We start from the raw sequence: 22,605 nt of genomic DNA, 5'->3' as shown, positions 1-22,605 counted from the left end.
GGTTCTGCCCTTATACGGTTTCGCCGACTTCAAAAGAAATGGTTGGGGTGTCTGGAATGGCGGCGCCCGCCTCGATCACGGTGCCCTGTTTTTCGCCCCAGGCAACAATGATTTCGGTGCCTGCGTCGGGCAGGGCCGCCAGCGTAAAAGAGGTGGTGCCGGTGGCGTAGTCAATGGTCCCTGTTCCGTCTCCAGCCAGTGCACCACCTCCGGCGTCTCGCAGCAAATACCAGCTGCCTTGTGCGCGGAACTCCACGGTTAGGGTGCCCGGGGCGGCCTTGGGTTCGGTTTGGTAAACCCAGGTCAGTGAACGGGTCTGCTGGTTCACTTCCAGGCTGGCCTGCTTGGTTTGCTGGTTCACGGCGGCGCCGGGCTGGAAGGTGATATTTGTTGAACGGGTGGTGCTCCCGCCTGAATAGACCGCGCGAATTTCGCCATTTATATAATCGACTTCGCTTAATTCTTCGTCCAGGTAGTTGCTGCCGCCCTGGTGTTTTAGCAGGCCGCCCTGGTCGGTATAGGTGCCGTTCTGCCCGGTAATCTGCAGGGTGCCGGGCACGATGGCGCAGCCGGTGTAGTAAACGCCAGCGCCTTGGGCTGTAGTGCTCACGTTTCTAACGTCGCTGATGGTGATGGTGTTGCTACTGGTTGCGCTGATGATGGCCGCTTGCGCGCCGGCTTGCTGGTCGGTGATGGCGTTCTCGGACTGCGCGCTGGGCACCAGTGGGGCATAGGCGCTTTGTACTCGGATGATTCGGTCACCTACGCCGGCAGGCTCTGCCAGGGGTGAGGCGCCCAGGTATTTGGCCGCGTCCGCGACCTGGGTGGCCAAGACTTTGGTGTCTTTGTTCGTGTTGCCCGTGGGGTCGGGGTCGCCGCCGGTGATCTCGTTGGCCAAGGGTTGCGCCAGTTCCAGAATGTAGGTTTTCAGCTGGTAGCTGTGGTAACTGGTCCCGCGATCTTTTACGAAATTCTGGACCTCGGTTTCCACGCCGGTCACGCGCACGTATTCGCTCACGCCGCCGCTGTTCAGTACAAAGATTTGGCCCGGCTCCGGGTCCCGCTGGTTGCGCGGAAACGCCAAAGCCTGAATGGCGCGCTGGCCTTTCAGCTGCCGCCCCCATAGCCAGAATGGAGCCTCGTTGCTCGCCACCACATAGCTTTCGATACGGTCCTGGGCTTCGGTGCGCCGGTCGGTGTGGCTGCCGGTGGTGAATAGCAGGGCGTGGACGTTCGGGTCCTTCGGGCGCTGGCTCAGGATCGTGTGCGCCCCCAGCAGGGTGTCCTGGTTCGCGGCGTTCACGTATAGGTAAAGCTTTCGCAGGTTCACGCGCCCATAAACCCGGTCTACCCGGGAAATGTCGGGAAAGGTGTTGTTGATTTCGCCGCTCACGACCAGGCGGCCACTCATGCGTCCGCCGCCGTCGTCGGTGTCGGCCATCACTTCGGATTCTGCCAGGACTACCTGGTTGCTGGTTATGGTCACGGGTTAATCTCCATTAAATTGATGGTGACGGCGTATCTGTGCTCTGCACCGGGGTTCGCCATGCGACGGATGGGCTCGGCCTCGATGGCTGGTCGGCGGAACATTACTGTGAAAGATCGACCCCAGAGCGCCAACGTCATTCGCTGATCCGGCACGCTGGCCATGGCATACAGTGCTTCGATGGTTGCCCGTGGAATCCACACACTACGGCCACCGAATAAAGTGATGGGCCTGCCGTCTTGGCGCTCGCCTTCCTGCACTACCAGGGCCCCAGTCATGCTGTAGTCAGTGCTGTGTTCAACGGGCGTCCAGCCGAATTCATCCCGCCAGTCCAGATCGGGCGGCAGGGTGATAATGGTGGTGCCGTCGGTAATGCTGATATCCAGGCTCATCGGGCGCTCCTGAGTCCGGCTTGTTCGAGAATGCTCAACAGGCCATCTGGGTCTTCGGTTTGGATTTCAGTCTGGCCGCCGGTGGGAGTCTGCAGAATAATGGTTTGGCTAGACCGGCTGGGTAGGCTCTGCTGCTGGTTTGTGGTGGTGTTGCGCTGGCGTTCGGCCTGTTGCCGCTCGCGCTCGGCTTGCTCTTGGCGAGCCTGCCGATCTGCTGCTTCTCTCTCACGGGCATTTTCGGCTTCGGTGCGGTTTTTTTGCTCGATAGCGTAGATTTTATCGAGTTGCTCCAAAGCTTTTCCGTAGTCAGCAGCCGCGCTGTTGGCTCCCCCTTGCTCTGCCTGTTTTTGCTGCTCAACTAGCCGCTTCCTTTCGGCCTCATACTGCAGGCGCTGGGCTTCCTCTGTATCGCCGCTTATGTCCGCCAGCCTTTGCTGTAGCGAATTAAGGGTGGATTCAGCGCTGGCGTTCAGGCTGTCCAGCTTATTGCGTGCGTTGTCTATAGCGCCGGCAAGGCCAGCGAGCCGCTGGCCGTCCAGCAAGTTGAACTTGTTGGCGGCGCTCTCGCTTATATTGTTTAGTTCCTCCATCGAGTAGGTGCCGGACTCTACCTTGCTTTGCAAGTCCTCCATGGCCACTGCCTGGGCGTAGAATGCTTTTTGCACTTCCAGGCCAGCCACTTTGGTTTCGCGGATCCAGCGGTTCAACCAGTCGCCCGATGCAGTCAGAATCAGTCGATTGTTTACGGCACCAAGTTCGGCTTCAACTTCGCGCAATGATTCGGCGGCGCTCTTGGCCTCAAAGTCCATATCTGCCAAGCCAGTTTTCTGGTTGAACAGTTGACGGGCGGCCACTGAAAGATCGGCTACTGCTGTGCGGGCTGAGCTTATGACGGCGCCGAATATATCGCCCATAGTTGCGCCACGCTTTCCTGCACCCTCCAGCGCATCCCCAGCTTCTACTCCGCTGGCCTTTAGCTCATCCATTTTCTGTTTAGTAGTGGCTGCTTCTGCGCCAAGCTCTTTTACCGCTTTGGTAGCACTCTCAGTTTGGCCAGTCACACCAGCCATAGCTCCTGCTACTTGGGCCGCTGCAATCGTCGCGTCATCGCCGGATTTTATAGCGGCCTCTGCATAAGCCTTATAGGCACTCGCTACGTCAAAAGCGCTGGCTGTTCCGCTCTTTCGGATTGTTTCAAAGGCTTCTTTGGCTAGGTTGGCGGACTTTATTAGCTCGGTCTGGCTGGTAGTTCCCAGGCGCTCATGAGCCTGGCTCAGCGTCAGGGCGGTGTCCGCTGCCTTGCGCTGCTCTTCGCTCAGTTCGCGTAGGGCACTGCCCAGCTCTTGGGCGGTTGCAGTGCCTGAATCGCGTAACCGGCGGTAGTTCTCTCGCAGCTCCGCCAACCGATCAGTCTGATCTTCTACTTTATCGGTGACATTTTCGGTTTCGATGGCCGTGTTCTTCGCAGCCCATGCCCAGAAATTTTGTTCTGCCGTCATTTGCTTTACAGCGACGGCGTTCTTTTTTGCAGCCTCGGTCGATTTGTTGGTGGCGGTGGTCAGGGCGCCCATTGCCTGGCCGGTGTCCACGATGGCCTGGCCGGCACGTTTCAGGCTGTCCACGCTATGGTTTGCCATTGCGTCGGCCATGGCGTTTATAGCGCCGGCGTGGGTATCAAACTTGCGGGCAGTCTCGTCGGAAATGACGCCTATTTTATTTAGTCCCTGCACCACCAAGTTCACGGCCAAACCCAGCACGGCTACGCCCTTGGTCATGGTGGCCATGATGCCGCCGACAATGAAGTTGACGCCCTGCCACACCGCGTTCACGGACTGGATTACGATAGTCAGAGCATTGCCGGTATTCCTGGCTATTGTGCCCAGGCCAGATAGTGCACTGCTGGTTCTTTCCAGAGCCTCGTCGACGTTGAAATTTTCCAGAAAGTCGCGGGTGGCGGCGACCATATCCTTGAACGCTTCGCTGAAGGCCACTCCGATCTGCTTTATCTTGCCGTCAGATATCAGCTTGCCTATCGATTCTGCCAGATCGTCTATGGCCTCTTTGGCCGGCTCCAGCACATTCTCCCCAATGGTTCGCTTTAGGGTGTCCCATGCGCTGCTCAGTCGCTCCATGGCGCCAGGCAGTGTGTCGTCCATGGTGTCAGCGGCTTCTTGGGCAGCACCTGCACTGTTTCGCAGTTCGGCCTCCAGCTCTCGTAGGCTACCGGTGCCCTGTGCCAGCAGTGCGCGCAGGGCAGGGCCGGCTTCCTGGCCAATGGCGGTTATTGCTTTCTGGCCCTTGCCCCCACTTTCCTCTAACTGCTTTAGTGCTTTGCCAAAGTCGTCAGTAGTGATGCCTATGGCGTCCAGCTCTTTGCGGAACTTCGATGCTGGGTTCTGAAACTGCGAGAATATGCTGTTCAAAGCCGTGCCCGCTCGGCTGGCGTCAATGCCAGCGTCGGCCAGCTTGCCCACCAGGGCGGCTGTTTTTTCTACATCAAGCCCTAGGGCGCGGGCGGTGGGGGCAGCATAGCTCAGTGCCCGGCCTAGACCGGTTACGTCGGTGTTCGCTCGCTGGGCTGCGCGGGTCAGTACGTCAGCGTACTTGGCGGATTCCTCGAAGCTTCCGCCCATGCCTTGAATTGATTGGGTGATTAGTCCGGCTGCTTGCCCTAGGTCTATGCTGTTACCGCGCGCTAGAGCTAGAACTTCCGGCAGAGCCTTCAGAGCTTCGGTAGCGTTCAGGCCAGCGCGGCTCAGGGTTTCTAGGGCCTCACCTGCTTGAACGGCAGTGAAGCTGGTAACCCGGCCCATTTCGGCAGCGGCTTCTTCCAGGCGCTCCATATCCTGAGCGCTGGCTTGGGTGACGGCCTGGACCTTGGCCATCTGCTCTTCAAAACTGGCGGCGCTTTTTACTGCCCCTGTGAAGAATCCAGTTAAGCCTTTAACCGAAAGGTATGCCGCAGCCATTGCCACCAGATTCCGGGCAACACTTTTCAGGCTCACGCCTAATCCCTGGGCAGCTTTGTCTGTGCCGAATAGCCCGTTTTTAACTTTGCTCAGTCCGGCAGAGGTGGCGGCCAGCAGGCCGGGTGCACCCTTGCCAACCGTTTTTAACCGACCGCCGAGCTTGCTTAATAAACCGGCGGATTTATCCGCCTCATCACCAAGATCTTCAACGCTGTCAGCGGCCTTTCCTGTGCCTTTTCCAACCTCGCTGGCAGATCCTTTAACTTTCTGCAGCTCATCCGCCATTGCGGACGCTTGCTTATTTACACCGGAAATTTCCTTGTTGATGCGGACTTGTTCGCCGGCAAGATCTTTCGTACTTATGCCCGCGCCATCCAATGACCCGCGCAGATCGTTTAGTTGCTGGTTATTCGATATCCACGCTTGGTCGACACCTTCGGCAGCTTTCTTGGCCCGCTCGAATTCCTGAGCCTGCGCGCGAGTGGGTTTCTCAGTTTGGGAGAGAGCTTTGCCAAGCTCTGTCGCTCGGGTTTTGGTGGCTTTCTGCTGCTCGGCCAGCTCTTTGGTTTCACGTTTCAAAGCAGCGAACTGGGTTACCAAGCTTTGTTGATCGCGCAGCTCGGTTAAGCGGGCGGCAAGCCCCTGCATTTCCTCAGAGGTTTTGCCTAGCCCTTCGCGTAAGCCGGCAGAGTTGTCTGGCAACTCCACACGACCGGATTTTTCCAGCTTTTGCAGGTCGCTGATTAGCCCTTCAACGTTCTTGAGCCCATCAACGGCTGCAGAAATCAGCAGGTTGACGCGTTCGTCATTTCCTCCGGCCATGTGTTTTCATTGCCTCCCCGCTTAGATCATCGCCATTTCGTTAAACTTACTCAGGCCAGCACCGGTGCGGGTTTCATCCGCCAGCACGGTTCCGGAAATCGTAAGTTCTGCGAAGTCGTCACCGCCATGGCGCTGGAAGCCAGACGTGGGCGAGAGCTTCACACGGAAGTAGGTGGACCCCAGTGGGTTGCCACCATCAACGGAGTTCAGGCCCTCCCATCGCATCTCGAACAGCTGCTGAGACGCTGCAAGTGCCTGGATCAGATACTGAGGATTACGCTCGTAGGTAACCTTCAGGGGTACCATGGATTCATCATCCGGATAGGCAATGTTTACCGGCGCATCTTTAATGCGGATGCCGTGGGCGGTGCGGTCGTAGTCGTCACCGGCAGACAAGGCGGCAAGGCCGATATGCTGCCAAACCACAGTGCCGTCGGTAACGGTGCCGTTGGCTGTGGGCCAGGAGGGTTCGGTTGCGCCAGTATCACCGCCAGTAGTGGCGAGGTAAGCATCTGTGGTGTCGACCAAAACAGCGCCAGCCGCAACGGCTGTGGTTGCAGTCCAAACCGTGTCAGCCGCAACGCTTACAGTTAGTGCCTGATCTGGGTCTGGCAGGTACCGGCAACCCACGCGAGTGCCAGACCACGATTCGATAAGCTCATCTGTTACAGACTGGGCGCCAATCTTTTCGATGTTTGCCAGGAAGCCTGCGGCGATGTTGCGCGGGGTAATATCGTTACAGGTAGCTTCGAAGGTGAACGATGAAACGTTTTCGTCTACGTCGAGCTCCCCGCCGGCGGCGGTGGTGAAGTCTTGGCGTGACTGGCGATCGACATCGATGGACTCGGTAAAGCTGGTTACGTTGCCCAGCTCAAATGGACGGCCCCCGCCAATCGGCTTGAGGATGAAACGACCGCGGCCTTTGTAACCGCGCGTGGTTGATTGTAAGGACATGGTATTACCCCTCAGTTTTGGTCAGCGGGTAGCTGATTGTTATGGTGTGCGTGACACCAGCGGTGTTTGATCCAGATTCCGGGTGGATATAATCTCCGCCGGAAATTGAAACGTTTGTTGTGTTTGGTAGTGCATCAATGCCCAGCATCTGTGCTAAAGCCATCGTTATGTCTTCATCCAGCTGATCCAGCTCTGGCTCGTAATCCCTTTCATCGGCATCGACCAGCCCGGTAACCAGCACCTCTCTGCTTTTAATAACAGTGCTCGGCTTTGCTGCGCCGGGAGTGCTGGATGATGTACTCACAGTGATAACCGGGAGCTGAGCCTTTTCGACTTGCAGGTTTTCCGGTCGACCGCGTGTTACTCGTAGGCCTGCATCTGTGTGGTAGCCGTTGGCAGCGGTGACTTTTTCCAGTGCTGTCCTTATTTGGTCAACCAGTTCGGTTCCACGGGCTGGCATTATTTGGCCTCTTTCTGGATTGCGTAATTAAGCTGAGCCCGATATTCCTTAACCAACTCCTTGCTGATGTCAGGCTTTAATTTTTCGCGCAGGCCACGAAACACCTGATCAACAGATGGGCCATACAAATGCTCAATATCCTTTTGGCCGGAACCCGTGCGCACGAAAACACCCATTACTCCGGCATTTCGAAGTGGCAGCAGAAAAGCTTTTCTCATTTTCTTTCGGCTGCCTTTACGGCTAACCGCTACGGAAACCCCTGCCTGCTTCTTGCCTGTGGAGATGCCCCGGAGCTGGTCACCCGTTGCGGCTTTCGCTGATCGAGCAAGCTGCTTGGCTCCGTAGCGGGCGAGCCGAGTGGGGCGCTTCCGGCCAGAGATAATGGCCACGGGGTTGTTTTGGGTGGCTTTCTGAGAGACTTTTAGATTGTCATTTACATAGGCAGCCGGGAGCCGTACTTGATCCCTGATGGTTTTACTCGCAGATGTTCGAAACTTACTGGCCACCCGGTTAACAGCTCTGAACTGTGCTTTCTCTGCAGCGCGGACTGTGGCCTGAATAAACTTTCTGGCCTGCTGAAACTGACTCTTATCGATAGTCAGGCTCATCTCAACACCACCTTCACCATCAAATCCGGGTTGTCGTTTCCGGCCATCAGCTGATCGACCTTGTGGACGTTGCCCCTTGCGATAACGGGCTGGCCCTTCTCGATTGCAGGTACCTCTTCCACCAGCACGGATACCGTGAGGCGCGACTCAACAACCGCATCGTATCCGCCAAGTTCCACCAACTCTGTTGCTACAATTCCGCAGGCTGGCTGGCCAGCGAAGGTAATCGGCTCACCAAACATATCAATGCAGATTTCTGCAGTCTCTCGGGCTAGGTCAATCATCGCGGCGACCCTCTATCAGCCTGTCCAGCTTCCCATTTATCAGGCGAAGATCTGTTTTCAATTCATCGAATTTCTTTTCAGAGCGGACTTGGTCGTTAACTCTGCTCTGCTGTAGATGGTTAACACCAAGTTCGAGAACAGCGATTCGGCGATCTTGACCGGCGAGGTACCAAAGCGCGGTTACGATAAGCATCCCTGTGGTGATGATGTGTGCCACCCCCACGCCCTTATCTATGTGCCAGCCGCGTCGATCTTCAGTCATATCATCGCTGTGCATTCGTGAGGTCATCCTTACGGTACTGCGAGTTTTTAGTAGCTCCACAACCAGGGGCGTGGGCGTCTATTTTCGTGAGGGAGGTCGTCCAGGTGAAGGAAGCGCTTGCTTCCTTTCTGGCTAACGCCTACTCCGGTAAAGCCGCGCTTAACCGCCAGGGCCATTAACTTCAAAGCGTCTCCACCCATGATCGCTACATCACTGGCGCGGCCTGTAGTGTGTGCCCCTGGGCCGTCTTCTTTCGCGGCCTCAATCGGGTGTGTCTCATGGCGATAACCGCTGGATATCACCATTGGCTTGCCGTAGTCAGTTCGCAGGGCCTGCAGGCGTTCCATATAGCGAGCATCCATATTCAGCTTGCCCGTGTGCTTGCACCGGAATTCTTCTGGCCTGAAATTTGGATACTGTGTCCAGTTCAGCATTGCTTCGCCCTCAATAACCTTTATGCAGCGCCCTGCCGAAACAAGGCGCTGGAAAAGGCCACTGATTACGCGCTGAGGCGAACCAGGCCTGTGGCTGAAGGGTTGGCCGCAGCGGCTGCAGCATGGCCGATCAGTGCGTTTGAGCCAGAAGCATCGGCAGTGGTTGCCTTACTACCGTCCCAGTAAATCGCGACGCCTTCTGTCCACGCCTGTGCTGACGTTTTCGGCAGGCTCCACACGCCGGTCAGCTGGCCCTCAAAGGACTCGCCAACAGCAGCGCTATGCAGGGCAACCACGAACATTGCTCCGATCAGATGGCCTGAACCGGAAGTGACACCGCCAGCGGGGGCGGTAAGGGTCAGAACTTGACCCGGCTGAACGAAATTTGTAGCCATGTCAGTTCTCCTTATGCGCCAGCGTTGTAAGCAGCACCGCGGTAGTCCAGCGCGGCCACACCGAAGTCATGGCGCACTTTGTACTTGGTGCCATCTACGTCGAAACCTTCTTGCATTTCGAGGTAGGGCTCTTGGTTGCCGTCGAGGAATGCAACTTCGATAACCGGTGCTTCCGCGGGAGAAGCAAAGGTGTAGAAGCCGGTACCGCTCAGGCGTGGGGTATCGATCACATCGGAGAACAGGCCGCGAACCATGTTCGGGCGCTGCATCTTGCCGCTGGTGTCGGGGTCGTACTCAGCGCTATTGATAACGCGGGCATTACCGCCAAGGCCCATCGGCACTAGCAGGTTTGCAGGACGAAGGTCGAGGAAGTCATTGCCACCAATGTCTTTTTGGCCAGCCATCAATACACGCATGGCTTCAAGCGTTGCGACAGAAAGAGCGCCGGCGGCGCCGATGTTCTTGTGGTCTGCATGGAACAGGCTCTTGCCGTCATCCATGGTCGGGCCTTTGCCACTGTTCTCAGCCAGCAGAGCGTATACCGCAGCTTCGATAGTGCGTGCAGCCGCGCGGCCAAGCATGTTGGACAGGCCAATAAAGGCGCCAAGGTCATCATTCACAATCGCCTTACGGGTTAGTGAAATGATGTTGCCCACTGTGTCAGCCTGGATGCTGGCTTTCTCGGCATCGGGAATGGCTTTTTGCTTGTATTCGCCGTGCTCATTCAGGCGGTCAAGGTTGCCCAAGCTTCCCAGGCGGTAACGGCTGTGCGCACGGAAGTCGCTCACGGAACCGGTGGCGCAGAAGCGAGACCAGGTGTCAGATGCAGAGGCGTAAGCGGCCTGCAGCGTCTTGTGCATTGCCTCTTCCAGGATTACCGGGAAGTCGCTAGTGCCCTGAGTGAATGCGTTGGCCACGATTTTCATCTGGTCAAGGCCACGAGTGTTTGAGCCTGAGGCTTCCAAGGAGTCCTTGGCGATATCCAGAAGCTTGTGACCACGGTACGGGTTGTTACGGTCTGCTTTGACGCCAACAACACCGGCGCGAGCCATGATGGCCTCAACAGCAGCAGCACGCTTAACGTCGCGCTCGTCTTCAACCACGGTGATGCGGCCCTGTACTGGTTCAGAACCTTCCGCTAGCTTGGCTAGAATCTTTTCGCCAGCCTGGTCAACTGTGACTTTGAAGTCATCGAGGCAAGCTGCTTTCAATTCGGCCAGATCTTCACGCCCTTTGAACATGGCAAACTTGGCGTTGATGCCTTCGCGGCGGGTAACTTCTTCCTCCTGCAGCTTGGCGCGGATTTCGGCCTCAGTGGGGGCCTTGGCCTGCGGGTCAACCGCCGGCTTCTTTACGGGATCAGGCATAGCTGGTTCCTCAGTTTCGAGTGCGGCGGTTACCGCTGTTGGGGTTTGCTTTGCGAATTTTGGGAAGCGGGTGAGGTCGAACGTCTTTTCGATGCTGGCTGCGATTGGCAGGGCTTCGGTTACCTGGTTCACGTAGCCCGCAGCTTCTGCTTCGGCGGCGGTAAACCAGTGGTCTTTGCCGTCAGCCATCATGGCCATAAACTCGGTCGCGTCTTTGCCGGTGCCGTCTGCATAGCCTGCGGCCATAGCACTGGCGAACTTGTCCATGACATCAGCCATGTCTCGCAGATCGGTAGAGTTCCCGTAAGCACCGCCCCAAGGGGCGTGAACCATAAACAGGGCGTTGCTGGCCATGTTCACGGTATCTCCGGCCATGGCGATTAGACTGGAAATACTGGCGGCTAGGCCGTCGATCTCGGTGGTGACAGTGGCAGGATGACGCTTGAGCGCGTTGTAAATGGCCAAGCCGTCAGTAACGGACCCGCCGGGGGAGTTAATGCGCAGGGTGATTGCGTCAGTTTTTAGGGCAGCCAACTCTTTAACAAACGTGGCGGCCTCGGTGCTTTCATCGTCCCAGCTATCGCCAATGTCGCCATAGATAAAAATCTCGACAGAAGCGTTAGCGAGGGCCTTGATCGAAAAGGGGTTGTGCTTGGAAGGCATGACAGCATCCCTTGGTTTTTGGATGCTGTCAGCTTCTCAGAGGTGTCGCGACATTTTTAGATATGAAATGTCGCGAATTTTAGGTCATCAGTTTTTGGCTAGGAGTTGGGTTCGTCATCGTTTTCATTCAGCTCCTTATCCACCGCCAGCTTCCAGGCTGCGTTTGAGTCGAACACCAAGCCTCTCTCAACGCTTTCTTCTCGAAACTTCTGAACCTGGTCGAGTACATCGATCGGGTTAACACCTCGCTTACGCATGACTTCACTTTCAGAGGCAAAGCCAGCGCGAACCAGAACGCTCCAGGCATTGGCTTCTTTCAGTGGATCGATCCAAGGCATGGACTGGCCAATGAATAGTGCGTCGTCGGCTGTGCCTTCTTTCAGGCCTTTGGGCATGGGTACGACACCGGATAAGTCTGCCGCACGAACGAAAGCTTCCCACACGGGCTGAACGATATTGCCTACGAACTCGTCGGTCAGGGTTGCGTAGTTGCCCCATTGCTCGATGAGCTCTTGACGCTGTGCGCTGAATGTTCCGTTATAGTCGCGCGCAATGGTGCTGTATGACGCACCTACACCAGCAGCCAGCGCTTTCAGTTGGCCTTGGCGGAAGGTGATCAGATTCGGGTTCGGGCGCTTGGAATCAATCAATCCAATCTCTTCACCCACTTCCAAGGTGTCAACGATCGTGCCGGGCTGCATGCTGATTTCTCGTGGAGAGATGTTGCCCTCTGAGTCTCTGGGTAAGGTATCCGGATCCAGCATCTCCGGATTGCCGCGCTTAACGTAAGCAGTGAGCATGGCCGAAATCTTGGCCGCGACCCGCTCGGATTCTTCGTAATCCTTGATGTCTTCCAGCCGGGTGATGACGCTGGCGAATTCGGACACGCCACGAATCTGCCCGATACGATCGGTTGATGTGATGTGCAGGATCTTCTCAGCTGCAATCCGCTTTACGTTGTTGCTGGACATCATGACGATGCCGTCTGTCGGATGCTGTTTGTGCACCCAGTACGCACGAGGCTTCCCCCAGGCGTTCAGCTCGATGCCCTGGCGAACGCCCAGGCGGGTATCGTTCAGGGAAAACGGCACCATGTCGGGCTCGAAGATTTCCAGAGAAAACGGAATTCGGGTGCCGTGATCCAGTAACGGTACCGGGCCGGTCAGCAGTTGAGCGAAGGATTCACCGTCGCGCAACCAGGTCTTTACAAGCATGCGCTGGATGCGGGCCCAGTGGTACTGGCCGGTAACGTCTGGCTTGGTTTGCCAGTCTCGCCATGCTTCTAGCAGGGCTGCTGCGTAGTCTTTGTGGATTTTGCCATCTTTGGTGCGAGGCTGAGGCTCAATGCCGATGCCTTTGGGGCCAACAATGTTGGTGGTCAGGGTGCGCAGTATGCCTCGGGCAATGTCGTGGTTTTGTTCCAGGTGCCGGGCTTGGTTTCGGATGGCCACGGCGCCCTGTTGTGTCTGCACGTTTGGGCCACCGGTATCGCGGCGAAACTTGCGGGTGCGGTCTGGTTTGGCTGCTTCGTAGGACGACTGAAGGTTGTGTATTTGACGGGCCTTTTGTCGCCTTAGACCTGCCTCGGGGTTCAGCCACATAACGAGACCATCTGGAACCGGGCTTATGCGGTGAATGATTCTGTCAGCGACGGGGGCTAGCTGGCTCGCTATTCGGTCGGCCAAAGGAGTAATCCGGCTAACTACTCTGTTTGCAGCGGTAGGTGTGTTTTTACTCATCGATCCAGCCTCGCTACCGAGAAACCAAGGCCACCAATAGTGGGCGCACCGGATGCGCGCCGGCGCTCAGCGATAACGCGCTGCTCCCATTCTTTGCGGCCCTTGATGATGTCGGGCAAATCGGACTTTGAAACCCTTCGGCCTTCAAACTGAATCTCACGGCCTTGAAGCACAGCAGCTTCTGCTGCCAGATATTTTGCGAGCATTTCTGAAGCTGTTGGCGTCGTCATTGTGTCCTACCTAATCTGGATGTCTGGTGCCAGATTTTGCCGGATGCTTTCCGACATTTTTAGATGCGAAGTGTCGCAGTTATTCGAAATGATCCGCTCAACCTGTCGTCGAGAGATGCCGTGTTCTGCCGCCAGTTCGTCGTGGTTGTTGCCTCTAAAGTCCGCCCGGATCTGGGCATTTCGAACTTCTCTCAGTGGGGCCGGTATATAGATTGGCCCGCCGCCAGCCTCACGGCGCATCTCAATGGTTATCTGATCCGCCAACACGGCCGCTGCAGATTCTGTGAGTGAAAAGCTACGGATAATGGATGCGGTGAGGATTCGGTGCAGTTCTACGGCCGTATCGGTGTCGCAATTCAGGGCGCTAATCACAGTCGTCCACTCCAATCAGATTTTCCAAGGCCGCGGGGTTTCGGGGCCGTGCGTGTTTTTTGTGCGGGTTTCATGGCCCGGCGCTCGTCGGTGGTCACGCGCTCGGAGTTGTGTTCGATGGGTTTGGCCCATGCCTGGGCCGGGTTTTCCCAGTTGATGCGATCAACGCCCAGGTGCAGGGCTCCGGCCCAAATCATGGCGCACAGGTCAATGGCTTCGTTGCGTTTGCGGATCTTCCGGTACTTGCCGTTGGCCTCTCGGATTTCTGCGCGCATCTCGTCCCAGAAGAACGCACCCAGCCAGGTGGGAAAGTGCAAGCGGTTAGTGCCGCTGGTTGCCCTTCGGCTGGCGTTGAATATGGCGTCTTTGAGCAGGTTAGGGTTGCACAGCAGCTGGTGAACGTCTTTGCGGGATTCGCTGCCGATGCGGGTGCGTTTCAGGATTGCAGCACCGGCTGAACTTCCGCCTTTGTAAAGCCGGGCTTTGTCGCCCATGCCTTCGCGGCGCAGCCTACGCCACCAGCGCTTGGCGTTTTCGGTTACGCCGTCTTCACCGCCTGAGTCTGCCACCAGAAGACGCACTCGCAGTTCCTGCCCTTCGGTGGTGGTGCGGTAGGTGGATTTCAGTACCTTTTGAGTGAGCATGTCCCAGTCTTCTGGATAGCTGGCTGGATCGATGGGGGCAAACTCGCCGCCAGCACCCGGTCGGGCACTGTCCTTGATTTCGTAGCGATCCACCAGCCACTGCTCCATGTGCGGGCCAAAGGCGTGAACCTGAACAACAAAGCGGGCGTTCTGTCCGCCCTGAACGTCTGCGCTGGCGATCAGGAAACGGGCGTTTTCTGGCACCACATAGCGCTCAAACTCTTCGGCCATGTCCGCCAGCTCGCCGCGCTGTGATTCTTCACGGATTGCCATGGGCAGGTAGGGCATGGCCTGGTCTGTATTGATGGTTACGCGAAGGGATTCCTCATCTCCGGCGGTGGAGTAGCTGCGCAATGCCTGTAAGTAGCGAAGAAGCAGGTTGTTCCAAGATTGGTAAGCAGCTGCTGCGCCGCCAAGCCAGTAACTGGCAATACTGGAGTGAATGCCGCCTTCTGATTTAATTCCTGACTTGCTGATCTCTTGGCCATCTCGCAACCAGTCGCCCGCCTGCAGCATACGGTTTTTCTCTCGAGAGTCAGATCCTGAGCCACACTGGGGGCAGAACACGACTGCATGCTCGGTTGCCATTGCAGAAAGGTCGGCACTGCGAACCAGTTTGAGCAAGTCGTTTTCACTGGGCAGGCTGGCGAATAACTCAAGGCCGGGTTTTACCTGGAAGAACTCACCACAGTGAGCGCATGGCCAGTAATAACGGCGCCGGTCGCCACGATTGTAGATGCCGAGTATGCCGCCAGCGGGTGGCGCTTCGTGCTCTGTTTCCAGCCGGTAGTTGGGATCGGTGATGGGCTTACCAGGTGAGGATTCCACCATGCACATTCCACGGCTGAGAAAGGTGGTGGTGCGCTTCAAGCCGAGCTGGTAAGCGGAGCCTTCGCCGTCTACGTTGTCGGGCATTCGGTCGTAATCGGTCAGGGCCACATAACGATAATCGCTCGATGACAGCTGCGAGGCTGAAGGCCAGCCGATTTTGAGCCACATGCCATGGCGAAACAGTTTGTCGTGAGTGTTGTCGTCCTGCCCACGCAGGCTGAGCAGTTCGGCCATTTTCGGGCTGTGGCGAATGGCGCGGTCGATTCGGGTTTTTGAGTAGTCTCGCGCTTTGTCCTGGGTCATCTGGACGACCAGCATATCGCCGGGATCGCAGGTGACTGCGTAGGTTACCCAGGCGTCCAAGAGGCCCATGGTTTTCCCGGAACGTGCAGGGCCAACGAACACGACCGCTTCGTGCTTGCGGCTGGCCAGCATGTTCATGGGCTCGACCATGTAGGGGGTTTCGGATGCTGACCAGAAGCCCGTGTAACCGCCTGGCTGAACAATGCGCAAGGTTTCTGCAGCGCCATCCGCAACGGGTACGCGGCGGGCTGGCCTGAAGGCTTCGGCGGCGCTGGTGATGATGGGTAGGGCTGCGCCGTAGCTGCTCATGCTTCCATTGCCTCTTCGTCGAGATCCAATGCAACCAACTCCGTTAGCTTGTCTGCCAGAGCGCTCATCTCTGCATCCAGTGCCAGATCTATGGCTTCCACGATGTCGGGCGTACAACCCGTGCGGCGTTCAATGTTGTCCGGCAGGCTGCGCAGACCTTGGGCAATGGCACTGAATGCGGTGGCCACCACCCGTTCCACTTCCCCCGCCGGTATCAGCTCCCGGTCTTGCACTTGCAGGGCCCGGCGCTTGGTTTCAGATTCGTACCAAGCCTTACGATCGGTTGGCAGCATCTCATCTGGGTCAACTCCTTCCGGGGCGTCCTTCACTCCAAACCGCCACTTGGCAACTTCCACGGCATCGAAGGCCCAAGGCCTGCCGGGTGCGCCGCGTTCAATCACCGGACAGTTTCGCCGGCACCAGCCGTCAACCGCCTGGACAGAAACTCCGAAGAATTCCGCTAGCTCGGATTTGTTCAAGCGCCTCAGTTGTTCAGCTTTGGATAACCGCACTACTTGCTTCACCGGCCAGACCCCAACAACAACCCTATGATTTTGCAAAAACTCTCGAATCTCGCGATTCCGCGCCCCCGTACAGCGCTAAGGCTCAGGAGTACCTTTGCCATTTTTTTGACGCGAAGTTTTGCCGACTGATTCCCAATCGCGCAGCGCAGATTTGTCCGAGTTGCATTGATCGAGGGCGGACTCAACACGAACACAATGTTCTGCCACATCGCCCCACACCTGCCCGGTGTAGTAGGGCGCCGGTGTTGGCTGGATGAGTGCAGCTGGCGGATAGACATACTCAGTCTTCGTCCTTACTACCGGTGGGCTGGCGGCGCAGGCTGTCAGTAACAGCATCAGGGTGACGAGTGTTAGCGCAGGCGTCATTCTGCAGGGCTTTGCGCAGGCGTTCGGCTGTCTCATTGGCTTTCCTTTCGGCTTGCTGCTGGGCTTGGAGTGCCTGGGATACCAGGGAATCACGTAGCTGGAGCTCTGCTTGGAGTGCATCGTAATCTGTGGCGTTCAGCTGAATGGTTTCGGTGTACTGTTTGTTTGTCTGCTCAAGCGTGCCCACGCTCTGGTTGAGGCTGTCGCGCTCCTGCATCAGTAGCCAGATTGCGCCAGCCATAGCTGAGCCAAGCAGCACCACAACGCTGATGATATAGGGCAGGGCTTTACCCACTAACGGTGAGATCATGGTCTACCTCGTTTGGCTAATACCTCGGCAGCATTGCCGCCGTAGTAGTAAAGAAGATTCACGCAGAACACCCAGCACAGTGTTTCTGCAAGCGGAAGCAGAGCTACCTGAATGCGGCCGGCGAACATGGCGATCATGATCGAGAGCAGTGCGGCAAGGCTGATGTAAGCCATTGACCGGCGGTGTAGCCAGTAGCGCTCCAGGTTTGGGTGTTCAGTTGTCATTCCGGTTTTGCCTCATCCACTCAGCACGCCAACTCATGTATCTGTGGTCCTGTGTTTGCATCCTGTATTGCATGGCTGCCAGCCTCACGATGTTGTCATAAGCCACCGCACTGCTCCCCGCCCTGATCTTGTCCAGCTCAGCGCGGTATGTCTTACGCTTGCCGGTTAGGGCAATGTCGATCAGGCGGTTAGCTGCAACGTGCTCAGGCCTCACGCACCACCCGTAACCTGAATAAGTCCTTTATTAATAAGCCTGTCCTGTGTGCGAATCACACTCTCCAGATGCCATAAATCACGGGTTGTTCGGCCATAACCGCTTTGCACGTACCCGCCATCCAGCCAGCTATGGCATGCGGAGCAGGCATACGCAGCTTTGTGGTCGCTATGCTTACACCCAATTCCGGCGCCATTAAGGTGCGCCAGTACAGTGGTGGCAGGATTGCCGTTACACACACCGGGCACCCTCACCAGGCAATGCTCACCCTTGGCGCTCTGGCGGATCTTGCTCGTCTTTGGGGTTGTCGCCTTCAGTTGAGTCTTGCTGCGCAGGGCAGTCTTTCGAGTTAGCACGTCAATCTCCCCGATAATTTGAGCCACCAGCGCCGTGACTATTGGTCCTTTCGCTGCCTGTTAGGCCCATAAGCTTTGCCCGCAACTCTGCCAGCTCCTGTTCACGCTCGTTCAGGCGTAAGCGCAATTGCATAACCAGCACATCCAATGCCACCCCCTCTCCAGTTTCCTTGTCGACAATCCCAGAGGCATGGCAGTAATCGCAGGGCAGCTCATAGAACATGGGCTTCACAACACCGCGCCCGTTGCATTCCGGGCAGCGCTTCAGGGGTCGCTTCTCTTTTCGGAGTGATGGCCCTGAACGCTTCTTCATGCGGTGGCTGCCTTCTTCTTTCGCTTAGCCTTCGGGCTCTCGAAGCCCATCAGGTCCAGCTCAATATCAATCGCTTCACGGCTTACCTGATGCCTGTAACACAGTGCCTCTTTGGTCAATCGGGCCACCCGCTGGTCGAGCTCTACCTTCTCCCGGGCACACAGGCGGATAAGCTTCTGATCTTCCTCGACCAGCACGCCAACGGGCATACAGCTCTTAACCCGCTTGATGGTCCCTTCATTACAGGCGAACTTCTTTGCCAGGGATTTGTCCGACAACTGTTCGGAGTCGCGCCGGAGCTTTGCGCCAGCCATGTAATCCTGAGCCGCCTGGCGGGCTCTGAGTCTTCTTGCGTGATGATTCATGCCGCGCCACCACCTAGCCGCTTAACCTGCTCATCGATGGCCGACCCAAGAAAGGTCTGTGTGCCTTGCTGATGTATTTGAGCAACACCCAGATCACCGCCACCCTGATAAACCAATTTGGCGCGCTCTGGGTCTCCGATCATTACCGGCTCATCCTGTGGGCGCCCCCGCTCAAAGGAATCGTGATTGCTATTCTGGTGCTCACTGGTACCGACTAACTTTCGCGGATAAACCGCTGGCGGCTGGACGGTGAAGCCCTGGTACAGTTTCAGGAAGTTGTTTCTCAGGAATGGGTATTCTTTCTCGTCGGTCAGAGACATTTTTGGCCAGCCACCCAAGCGCTCAATGGCGGCATGGATGCGGGGATCATCGAACACTACGGACCGGTAATTCCCAACGCAGCGGATTGCCCGGTCAACCTTGGCCCACGCCTCGCCACCGGCTGACTGACTATTGCCGGAGATGTGTTTGATGACGTCTGCAGGCTTTGGCGGGAACTGGCCAGTGTCCGGGTTGCGGATGTGGGCAGTGATCCCCTTTCGGACGTCCTCGATGCTATACGGGGCCAATGCGCCGAACGACAGATCAAGCATGGAGTCGCTAACCCGCTGGCGGTACATGGCGTAGGTGGCCGTCCAGACCTCCTGGAACTCAACACGATTGTTATCGTTCATGGTTGATGGTCTCCCCGGTGCTGCCACTGCGGCGATGAGCCCAGCTCATGCCCACTTCGCGGTTGTGTGATTCGATGTCGTTGGATTTGGGAATTTCGCGTTCCTGTTTGCGCTGCATGGCCAGCTGGCTCCACTTTTCTCGGAGCTTGGCGGGGCTCTGGATATTGGCTGACCAGAACGTGTGCTGACGACACCAGTGCCACAGGGCGTTGATGTGAATAATTTTGCGACCATCGCGCTCTCGCATCAGGCGAACGCTGTTTGCCCATGCAGCCATGTTCGGCTGGCGGGGGCTGTCATCACCCAGTTGGCCGGCCAGATCACTCCACATGCCGTCAGCAAGCATAAGATCCTCGGCAGTGCCCCAGTGCTTTCCGCTTTGGATCGCTGCGTTTGGTCGGGATGGTTCTGGGGCGTCTTGGTCAGATTCATTCGAAGGCGGCTGAATCGAGTCCGGCCGATCAGGTCCGGACGTTCTTTCTGCCGTAATCTCTGAGGTAGTCTCTGTAGTAATCTCTGTAATAGATTGGCGCTTTCCGCCAGCACTGTTTGGCGCTTTCGTACATTCTTGAATGGCGCTTTCCGCCATACTGGAAGGCTTACCCGTACATTCTTGATTGGCGGATTCCGCCATACTGACAACCAGTGCGGCTAGAGCCGATTCCAGCGCCTCAGTATTCACTCGGAAATAGAGCTTGGCCGGAACGCCACGGCGATCCTCTTCAAGAAACCCGGCCTGAACGAGACGCTTGCGCGCCGTCTCCTGCTCGCGACGGCCCATGCCTGTTTCTTGCTGCCATTCGGCCTGTGACTTGTAGAACCAGCCCTCTGGGTTGCTGGTTCGGGTTCTCCAGTACACACACTGGGAAAGCATCAGGGCGCCAGTAATGCCCAGGCCCAGATCAACGTAGGCTCTATGGAAGGCAATAGGGCGGCTGAGTAATTCGATGGTGCTCATGGCTATGCGACCTTCTTAATCGTGTCGTGCGTAAACTCACCGTTCCAAGTGCGTTTCATGACCAGCTGGCGGTTTAGGTAGAGCTTGTAGATGGCGGCAGCACCCTTTCGCAGAAGAACCGGCTTGTACTGGACGAAAGGCTCAGCATCGCGTGGTGTGATTTGGGACTGCTGCTCAGTGAGATAGGTGTCCCGTGCATAGCTCCCGACGCGCCAGTGGCCACCTTCACGGAAAAGCCACTTGCGATCTGCCAGCGCCTGGTTGATAGCCATGCAGTTAACGCCATTTAGGCCTTTAACAAACTGTGCGGGTGTCATGCCTTCACTGAACAAGCTCTGTAGCGCCTCTATTTCAGCGGTCTGCTTCTGATTTGCGATGGTGAGCTGCGAGTTCTGCTCGAGCGCATCCGCTGCAAGGCGCAGTGCTTCATGCATTGTTTGGGGTATTTGAGGGGACTGTTGAGACTCAAGCTCTTGCCAGCGATCTACCAGCCGTGCGGTAAACTCCGGCGAGAGCTGGGCAACTATCACGTAACTGTCGCGCTTGCTGACGCGGTATTCTGCAACGCTCTGGCCAAGGTGGTTTTTAACTTCCCCCAGTGGGGGGAGTTGAATAACGCCGCGGGCCGCAAGGCGTTCGATTGACTGCTTCACCTTGTCCGGGCGTGAGTTCACCAGTACAGCAATCTCACGACTGCTCATGGTTATCGATTCTGAGTTGCCGGTTTGGATAACTTGGTTCATAATTACTCCTATCTCGTCCGCAATACCCCGGTAGGCCTGCAAGCCCTTGACCCGGGGTTTTGTCTTTTCTGGGTTTCCACTTCTCAAAACAGGGCTACCAGCCAACGCCAAGCGCGCTTCAGGTAACCCGCAATTCCAAAGGGCGCTCTGGCACCGGTTGCAGCATGAATGTCACGGGGTCCGACCACTGTGATACCAGCTCCGGAACAGCTTTTTTAAAGCTGCGGAGCGCGATGGTGTTCTCTCCGTACTCCAGGGGCAGCTCACTGATCGGTGCTTCGTAACGTTCATTGGCGCGAAGCTGGCCGGGGATGGTTGCGATAGGTTTGTAGTAACCCACTTCAGCCTCGACATCCTTGGGCTCAATACCCACTTCGTATTCCAATTCGTAATCAATCGGCGATCCGTCCACGTTCGTGGTGGGGGCAGTCCAGCTAAGGGTTGTCGGGTTGATCTTCATGCGGTATCTCCTTCAGTGGGCAAGTAGCCCGTTACCGTCACCTTCACGCCGCCGCCCTTCATGGGCTTGTCGGGATCAAAGAACGGGTGAATCCGAAACTTGCTGTCATCGATTTTCAGGGCATCCGCCAGCCCATCCCGGCCGCTTTTGAATGACGAGATCACGTTGTCGTCATCACGATGCCGCCGATCGGGTGGGTAGAAGTCGATAAACAGATGCACTCGCCCGCCAGCTTCAACCAACTCACGCAGGGCTGGTACGCCCCAAGCAGAGGCTTGAATCTCCTGCAGCGCCTTAATCTTGCAGGTATGACGGTAGCGCTTGGCGGCTCTCGCCTTCGTTGCCCAGTGCACCCTGGCGTTCGGGCTTAACTCCCGGGGCGGCCAGGGCAGCATCACTTGCCACTTTTGCCAAGCTGGGCTCTGGTTTTCTGTATTTCGTGACATGTCACGTTTTCCTAATATTGCTATCCGGCCTGTAAAGGTGGGGCCCGCCTTCTGCTAAGCTGCTTGCTGCAACACAAACCAACTATGAAAAGGAGGGCCCCATGGCCGCCCAAACCGATTCCCCTGAACGTATTGCCGCTGACATCCTGATCGCGGCGATTCAAACCGCTTCTGACGTAAACCAGAAAAAAGACCTTTGCACTCCTGCAAATGCGGCGAAGTACTTCCAAACTATTTTCAACACAGTCATTAACGCTCGCGATAACACTGACGAGGATTAAGAGTCCGAAGCCTGTGCCACTTCACCGCTGAGGTGGCGCAAGGCTTTGCAGAAATCCTGCGCAGTTTCATAGGTAGTCCTACCTGACGAGGCCGTTAATCGAACGACCTGATCCATCCGCCAGCGCACCTCTTCACTCGTAGTCTCAACCTGTGCCGTGCTTTCCAGCTCTGTGGTTACCATGTGCTCTGCCATTGCCATCACCCTCGATTAGTTCGTTGTCAGGCCAGTTTTGCGCCATGGCCCAGGGCGACAAGTTCGCAAATGTCATTGCGTTGATGCTTTCGCATCCGTGGAGGGCTCTACCTGACGCAGCAGACTGGGGACCTGCCAGGTCACCTTGGTTGTGGGAGCAGAGCCCTCCCAGATACGGGCTCCTTACGAGAGCCAAGCGGCATGGTCACCAAGGGTGGAAAGGTCGGGATCCTTCGGCCCATGCTGCTGGCGTTCTTTACCGGGACCCTATCCCCCAGTTGCAAATGGCGGCACTACCAGCTTTACCGGCTGCTTCTAATTGCGCTGCAGCTCGCGCTCGCACCAAACACTGTTCAAATATCCACCACCGGTTAACTCGGTATCTGAGTTGTGCCGGAGTGGTTTAATAGAAACCATTAAGCGACCTCTCCAACCTTTTCTGCTGGCAGGCCGTCTGTTGGGTTGGGGTAGATGTCAGGGCGCGCTTCATGCGGGGTAACCATCCACCCTGTTGATGCGCAGACTGAAATAACGTTTGCAGGAGCTATTTTCCGGATGCCGTTTCGGTAGTGCTTTATTGCAGATACCGAAACGCCAAGGGTTTTGGCGGCAGCTTCCGGGCCTACTTTCTGGATAAAGGTCTGTATGTTCAT

30 protein-coding genes are annotated in these 22,605 nt (G+C 56.8%); 1 reads left to right on the top strand and 29 read right to left on the bottom strand.

Annotation, left to right across the window (positions count from 1 at the left end):
* Positions 1 to 10 precede the first annotated feature (10 nt).
* From AADB16_RS14905 to AADB16_RS14775, 27 genes are all read right to left on the bottom strand, one after another.
* Positions 11 to 1,486, bottom strand: coding sequence for a hypothetical protein (locus AADB16_RS14905; protein WP_410804414.1), 1,476 nt, complete (start codon positions 1,484 to 1,486; stop codon positions 11 to 13).
* Complete coding sequence (locus tag AADB16_RS14900; RefSeq protein ID WP_410804412.1) at positions 1,483 to 1,878, bottom strand: hypothetical protein; 396 nt, start codon at positions 1,876 to 1,878, stop codon at positions 1,483 to 1,485. Before AADB16_RS14900 ends, AADB16_RS14905 begins: the two co-directional genes overlap by 4 nt.
* The gene (locus AADB16_RS14895) at positions 1,875 to 5,669 is read right to left on the bottom strand and encodes a phage tail tape measure protein (RefSeq protein WP_410804411.1); all 3,795 of its coding nucleotides are present in this window, start codon (positions 5,667 to 5,669) and stop codon (positions 1,875 to 1,877) included. Before AADB16_RS14895 ends, AADB16_RS14900 begins: the two co-directional genes overlap by 4 nt.
* Before the next feature lie 21 nt (positions 5,670 to 5,690).
* The gene (locus tag AADB16_RS14890; RefSeq protein WP_410804409.1) at positions 5,691 to 6,623 is read right to left on the bottom strand and encodes a hypothetical protein; all 933 of its coding nucleotides are present in this window, start codon (positions 6,621 to 6,623) and stop codon (positions 5,691 to 5,693) included.
* A gap of 4 nt (positions 6,624 to 6,627) precedes the next feature.
* Complete coding sequence (locus AADB16_RS14885) at positions 6,628 to 7,083, bottom strand: hypothetical protein (RefSeq protein ID WP_410804408.1); 456 nt, start codon at positions 7,081 to 7,083, stop codon at positions 6,628 to 6,630.
* The gene (locus tag AADB16_RS14880; protein ID WP_410804406.1) at positions 7,083 to 7,691 is read right to left on the bottom strand and encodes a phage tail protein; all 609 of its coding nucleotides are present in this window, start codon (positions 7,689 to 7,691) and stop codon (positions 7,083 to 7,085) included. Before AADB16_RS14880 ends, AADB16_RS14885 begins: the two co-directional genes overlap by 1 nt.
* The gene (locus tag AADB16_RS14875) at positions 7,688 to 7,975 is read right to left on the bottom strand and encodes a hypothetical protein (protein ID WP_410804404.1); all 288 of its coding nucleotides are present in this window, start codon (positions 7,973 to 7,975) and stop codon (positions 7,688 to 7,690) included. Before AADB16_RS14875 ends, AADB16_RS14880 begins: the two co-directional genes overlap by 4 nt.
* Positions 7,968 to 8,252, bottom strand: a complete 285-nt coding sequence (locus AADB16_RS14870) for a hypothetical protein (RefSeq protein ID WP_410804402.1) — start codon at positions 8,250 to 8,252, stop codon at positions 7,968 to 7,970. Before AADB16_RS14870 ends, AADB16_RS14875 begins: the two co-directional genes overlap by 8 nt.
* A gap of 32 nt (positions 8,253 to 8,284) precedes the next feature.
* Entirely contained in the window at positions 8,285 to 8,671 is a 387-nt protein-coding gene (locus AADB16_RS14865) for a D-Ala-D-Ala carboxypeptidase family metallohydrolase (RefSeq protein ID WP_410804400.1), read from the bottom strand.
* A 65-nt stretch (positions 8,672 to 8,736) separates the two neighbouring features.
* On the bottom strand, positions 8,737 to 9,066 hold the full coding sequence (locus tag AADB16_RS14860) for a DUF2190 family protein (RefSeq protein ID WP_410804398.1): 330 nt from the start codon (positions 9,064 to 9,066) through the stop codon (positions 8,737 to 8,739).
* A gap of 11 nt (positions 9,067 to 9,077) precedes the next feature.
* Positions 9,078 to 11,096: a ClpP-like prohead protease/major capsid protein fusion protein gene (locus AADB16_RS14855; RefSeq protein WP_410804396.1), complete on the bottom strand. Its 2,019-nt coding sequence runs from the start codon at positions 11,094 to 11,096 to the stop codon at positions 9,078 to 9,080.
* Between the two features lie 98 nt (positions 11,097 to 11,194).
* Positions 11,195 to 12,835 carry a phage portal protein gene (locus tag AADB16_RS14850; protein WP_410804394.1) on the bottom strand — a complete coding sequence of 547 codons (1,641 nt, stop codon included), beginning with the start codon at positions 12,833 to 12,835 and terminating at the stop codon, positions 11,195 to 11,197.
* Complete coding sequence (locus AADB16_RS14845) at positions 12,832 to 13,065, bottom strand: primosomal replication protein PriB/PriC domain protein (protein WP_410804392.1); 234 nt, start codon at positions 13,063 to 13,065, stop codon at positions 12,832 to 12,834. The genes AADB16_RS14850 and AADB16_RS14845 overlap by 4 nt, the downstream gene beginning before the upstream one ends.
* 6 nt (positions 13,066 to 13,071) lie before the next feature.
* Positions 13,072 to 13,452: a Mor transcription activator family protein gene (locus AADB16_RS14840; RefSeq protein ID WP_410804390.1), complete on the bottom strand. Its 381-nt coding sequence runs from the start codon at positions 13,450 to 13,452 to the stop codon at positions 13,072 to 13,074.
* Complete coding sequence (locus tag AADB16_RS14835; protein ID WP_410804388.1) at positions 13,434 to 15,524, bottom strand: phage terminase large subunit family protein; 2,091 nt, start codon at positions 15,522 to 15,524, stop codon at positions 13,434 to 13,436. Before AADB16_RS14835 ends, AADB16_RS14840 begins: the two co-directional genes overlap by 19 nt.
* On the bottom strand, positions 15,521 to 16,048 hold the full coding sequence (locus tag AADB16_RS14830; protein ID WP_410804386.1) for a DUF1441 family protein: 528 nt from the start codon (positions 16,046 to 16,048) through the stop codon (positions 15,521 to 15,523). The genes AADB16_RS14835 and AADB16_RS14830 overlap by 4 nt, the downstream gene beginning before the upstream one ends.
* A gap of 280 nt (positions 16,049 to 16,328) precedes the next feature.
* Positions 16,329 to 16,724 carry a DUF2570 family protein gene (locus AADB16_RS14825; protein ID WP_410804384.1) on the bottom strand — a complete coding sequence of 132 codons (396 nt, stop codon included), beginning with the start codon at positions 16,722 to 16,724 and terminating at the stop codon, positions 16,329 to 16,331.
* On the bottom strand, positions 16,721 to 16,948 hold the full coding sequence (locus AADB16_RS14820; protein ID WP_410804383.1) for a hypothetical protein: 228 nt from the start codon (positions 16,946 to 16,948) through the stop codon (positions 16,721 to 16,723). Before AADB16_RS14820 ends, AADB16_RS14825 begins: the two co-directional genes overlap by 4 nt.
* Positions 16,938 to 17,162, bottom strand: coding sequence for a hypothetical protein (locus tag AADB16_RS14815; protein WP_410804382.1), 225 nt, complete (start codon positions 17,160 to 17,162; stop codon positions 16,938 to 16,940). Before AADB16_RS14815 ends, AADB16_RS14820 begins: the two co-directional genes overlap by 11 nt.
* Positions 17,159 to 17,518 (bottom strand): nuclease domain-containing protein, encoded by a 360-nt coding sequence (locus AADB16_RS14810; RefSeq protein WP_410804381.1) that lies wholly within the window; start codon positions 17,516 to 17,518, stop codon positions 17,159 to 17,161. The genes AADB16_RS14815 and AADB16_RS14810 overlap by 4 nt, the downstream gene beginning before the upstream one ends.
* Before the next feature lies 1 nt (position 17,519).
* Complete coding sequence (locus tag AADB16_RS14805; RefSeq protein ID WP_410804379.1) at positions 17,520 to 17,831, bottom strand: hypothetical protein; 312 nt, start codon at positions 17,829 to 17,831, stop codon at positions 17,520 to 17,522.
* A complete protein-coding gene (locus AADB16_RS14800; protein WP_410804377.1) occupies positions 17,828 to 18,196 on the bottom strand; it encodes a hypothetical protein in 369 nt (122 codons plus the stop codon). Before AADB16_RS14800 ends, AADB16_RS14805 begins: the two co-directional genes overlap by 4 nt.
* On the bottom strand, positions 18,193 to 18,870 hold the full coding sequence (locus AADB16_RS14795) for a DUF6475 domain-containing protein (RefSeq protein ID WP_410804375.1): 678 nt from the start codon (positions 18,868 to 18,870) through the stop codon (positions 18,193 to 18,195). Before AADB16_RS14795 ends, AADB16_RS14800 begins: the two co-directional genes overlap by 4 nt.
* Positions 18,860 to 19,828: a replication protein O gene (locus AADB16_RS14790; protein ID WP_410804373.1), complete on the bottom strand. Its 969-nt coding sequence runs from the start codon at positions 19,826 to 19,828 to the stop codon at positions 18,860 to 18,862. The genes AADB16_RS14795 and AADB16_RS14790 overlap by 11 nt, the downstream gene beginning before the upstream one ends.
* A gap of 2 nt (positions 19,829 to 19,830) precedes the next feature.
* Positions 19,831 to 20,571: a Rha family transcriptional regulator gene (locus AADB16_RS14785; RefSeq protein ID WP_410804371.1), complete on the bottom strand. Its 741-nt coding sequence runs from the start codon at positions 20,569 to 20,571 to the stop codon at positions 19,831 to 19,833.
* A gap of 118 nt (positions 20,572 to 20,689) precedes the next feature.
* Positions 20,690 to 21,031 (bottom strand): hypothetical protein, encoded by a 342-nt coding sequence (locus AADB16_RS14780; RefSeq protein ID WP_410804369.1) that lies wholly within the window; start codon positions 21,029 to 21,031, stop codon positions 20,690 to 20,692.
* Complete coding sequence (locus AADB16_RS14775) at positions 21,028 to 21,477, bottom strand: endodeoxyribonuclease RusA (protein ID WP_410804367.1); 450 nt, start codon at positions 21,475 to 21,477, stop codon at positions 21,028 to 21,030. The genes AADB16_RS14780 and AADB16_RS14775 overlap by 4 nt, the downstream gene beginning before the upstream one ends.
* A gap of 101 nt (positions 21,478 to 21,578) precedes the next feature.
* On the opposite strand from AADB16_RS14775, the gene AADB16_RS14770 reads away from it, so the two are divergent.
* Positions 21,579 to 21,758, top strand: a complete 180-nt coding sequence (locus AADB16_RS14770; protein ID WP_410804365.1) for a hypothetical protein — start codon at positions 21,579 to 21,581, stop codon at positions 21,756 to 21,758.
* Here AADB16_RS14770 and AADB16_RS14765 read toward each other — a convergent pair.
* Positions 21,755 to 21,952, bottom strand: coding sequence for a hypothetical protein (locus AADB16_RS14765; protein ID WP_410804363.1), 198 nt, complete (start codon positions 21,950 to 21,952; stop codon positions 21,755 to 21,757). The genes AADB16_RS14770 and AADB16_RS14765 overlap by 4 nt on opposite strands.
* Positions 21,953 to 22,368: 416 nt before the next feature.
* A complete protein-coding gene (locus AADB16_RS14760; protein WP_410804361.1) occupies positions 22,369 to 22,605 on the bottom strand; it encodes a transcriptional regulator in 237 nt (78 codons plus the stop codon).

This window comes from Marinobacter sp. KMM 10035, assembly GCF_046537445.1.
In the GTDB taxonomy this organism is placed as follows: domain Bacteria; phylum Pseudomonadota; class Gammaproteobacteria; order Pseudomonadales; family Oleiphilaceae; genus Marinobacter; species Marinobacter sediminicola.
Note: the sequence above shows the minus strand (reverse complement) of the source record. Positions and strands in the feature narration are given on the sequence as shown.

Bases quoted from the DNA above. Each gene is read 5' to 3' on its own strand.
- AADB16_RS14900 (WP_410804412.1), bottom strand. From the start codon at position 1,878: ATGAGCCTGGATATCAGCATTACCGACGGCACCACCATTATCACCCTG.
- AADB16_RS14895 (WP_410804411.1), bottom strand. From the start codon at position 5,669: ATGGCCGGAGGAAATGACGAACGCGTCAACCTGCTGATTTCTGCAGCC.
- AADB16_RS14890 (WP_410804409.1), bottom strand. From the start codon at position 6,623: ATGTCCTTACAATCAACCACGCGCGGTTACAAAGGCCGCGGTCGTTTC.
- AADB16_RS14885 (WP_410804408.1), bottom strand. From the start codon at position 7,083: ATGCCAGCCCGTGGAACCGAACTGGTTGACCAAATAAGGACAGCACTG.
- AADB16_RS14880 (WP_410804406.1), bottom strand. From the start codon at position 7,691: ATGAGCCTGACTATCGATAAGAGTCAGTTTCAGCAGGCCAGAAAGTTT.
- AADB16_RS14875 (WP_410804404.1), bottom strand. From the start codon at position 7,975: ATGATTGACCTAGCCCGAGAGACTGCAGAAATCTGCATTGATATGTTT.
- AADB16_RS14870 (WP_410804402.1), bottom strand. From the start codon at position 8,252: ATGCACAGCGATGATATGACTGAAGATCGACGCGGCTGGCACATAGAT.
- AADB16_RS14865 (WP_410804400.1), bottom strand. From the start codon at position 8,671: ATGCTGAACTGGACACAGTATCCAAATTTCAGGCCAGAAGAATTCCGG.
- AADB16_RS14860 (WP_410804398.1), bottom strand. From the start codon at position 9,066: ATGGCTACAAATTTCGTTCAGCCGGGTCAAGTTCTGACCCTTACCGCC.
- AADB16_RS14855 (WP_410804396.1), bottom strand. From the start codon at position 11,096: ATGCCTTCCAAGCACAACCCCTTTTCGATCAAGGCCCTCGCTAACGCT.
- AADB16_RS14850 (WP_410804394.1), bottom strand. From the start codon at position 12,835: ATGAGTAAAAACACACCTACCGCTGCAAACAGAGTAGTTAGCCGGATT.
- AADB16_RS14845 (WP_410804392.1), bottom strand. From the start codon at position 13,065: ATGACGACGCCAACAGCTTCAGAAATGCTCGCAAAATATCTGGCAGCA.
- AADB16_RS14835 (WP_410804388.1), bottom strand. From the start codon at position 15,524: ATGAGCAGCTACGGCGCAGCCCTACCCATCATCACCAGCGCCGCCGAA.
- AADB16_RS14825 (WP_410804384.1), bottom strand. From the start codon at position 16,724: ATGATCTCACCGTTAGTGGGTAAAGCCCTGCCCTATATCATCAGCGTT.
- AADB16_RS14820 (WP_410804383.1), bottom strand. From the start codon at position 16,948: ATGACAACTGAACACCCAAACCTGGAGCGCTACTGGCTACACCGCCGG.
- AADB16_RS14805 (WP_410804379.1), bottom strand. From the start codon at position 17,831: ATGAAGAAGCGTTCAGGGCCATCACTCCGAAAAGAGAAGCGACCCCTG.
- AADB16_RS14800 (WP_410804377.1), bottom strand. From the start codon at position 18,196: ATGAATCATCACGCAAGAAGACTCAGAGCCCGCCAGGCGGCTCAGGAT.
- AADB16_RS14795 (WP_410804375.1), bottom strand. From the start codon at position 18,870: ATGAACGATAACAATCGTGTTGAGTTCCAGGAGGTCTGGACGGCCACC.
- AADB16_RS14790 (WP_410804373.1), bottom strand. From the start codon at position 19,828: ATGAGCACCATCGAATTACTCAGCCGCCCTATTGCCTTCCATAGAGCC.
- AADB16_RS14785 (WP_410804371.1), bottom strand. From the start codon at position 20,571: ATGAACCAAGTTATCCAAACCGGCAACTCAGAATCGATAACCATGAGC.
- AADB16_RS14780 (WP_410804369.1), bottom strand. From the start codon at position 21,031: ATGAAGATCAACCCGACAACCCTTAGCTGGACTGCCCCCACCACGAAC.
- AADB16_RS14775 (WP_410804367.1), bottom strand. From the start codon at position 21,477: ATGTCACGAAATACAGAAAACCAGAGCCCAGCTTGGCAAAAGTGGCAA.
- AADB16_RS14770 (WP_410804365.1), top strand. From the start codon at position 21,579: ATGGCCGCCCAAACCGATTCCCCTGAACGTATTGCCGCTGACATCCTG.
- AADB16_RS14765 (WP_410804363.1), bottom strand. From the start codon at position 21,952: ATGGCAGAGCACATGGTAACCACAGAGCTGGAAAGCACGGCACAGGTT.
- AADB16_RS14760 (WP_410804361.1), bottom strand. From the start codon at position 22,605: ATGAACATACAGACCTTTATCCAGAAAGTAGGCCCGGAAGCTGCCGCC.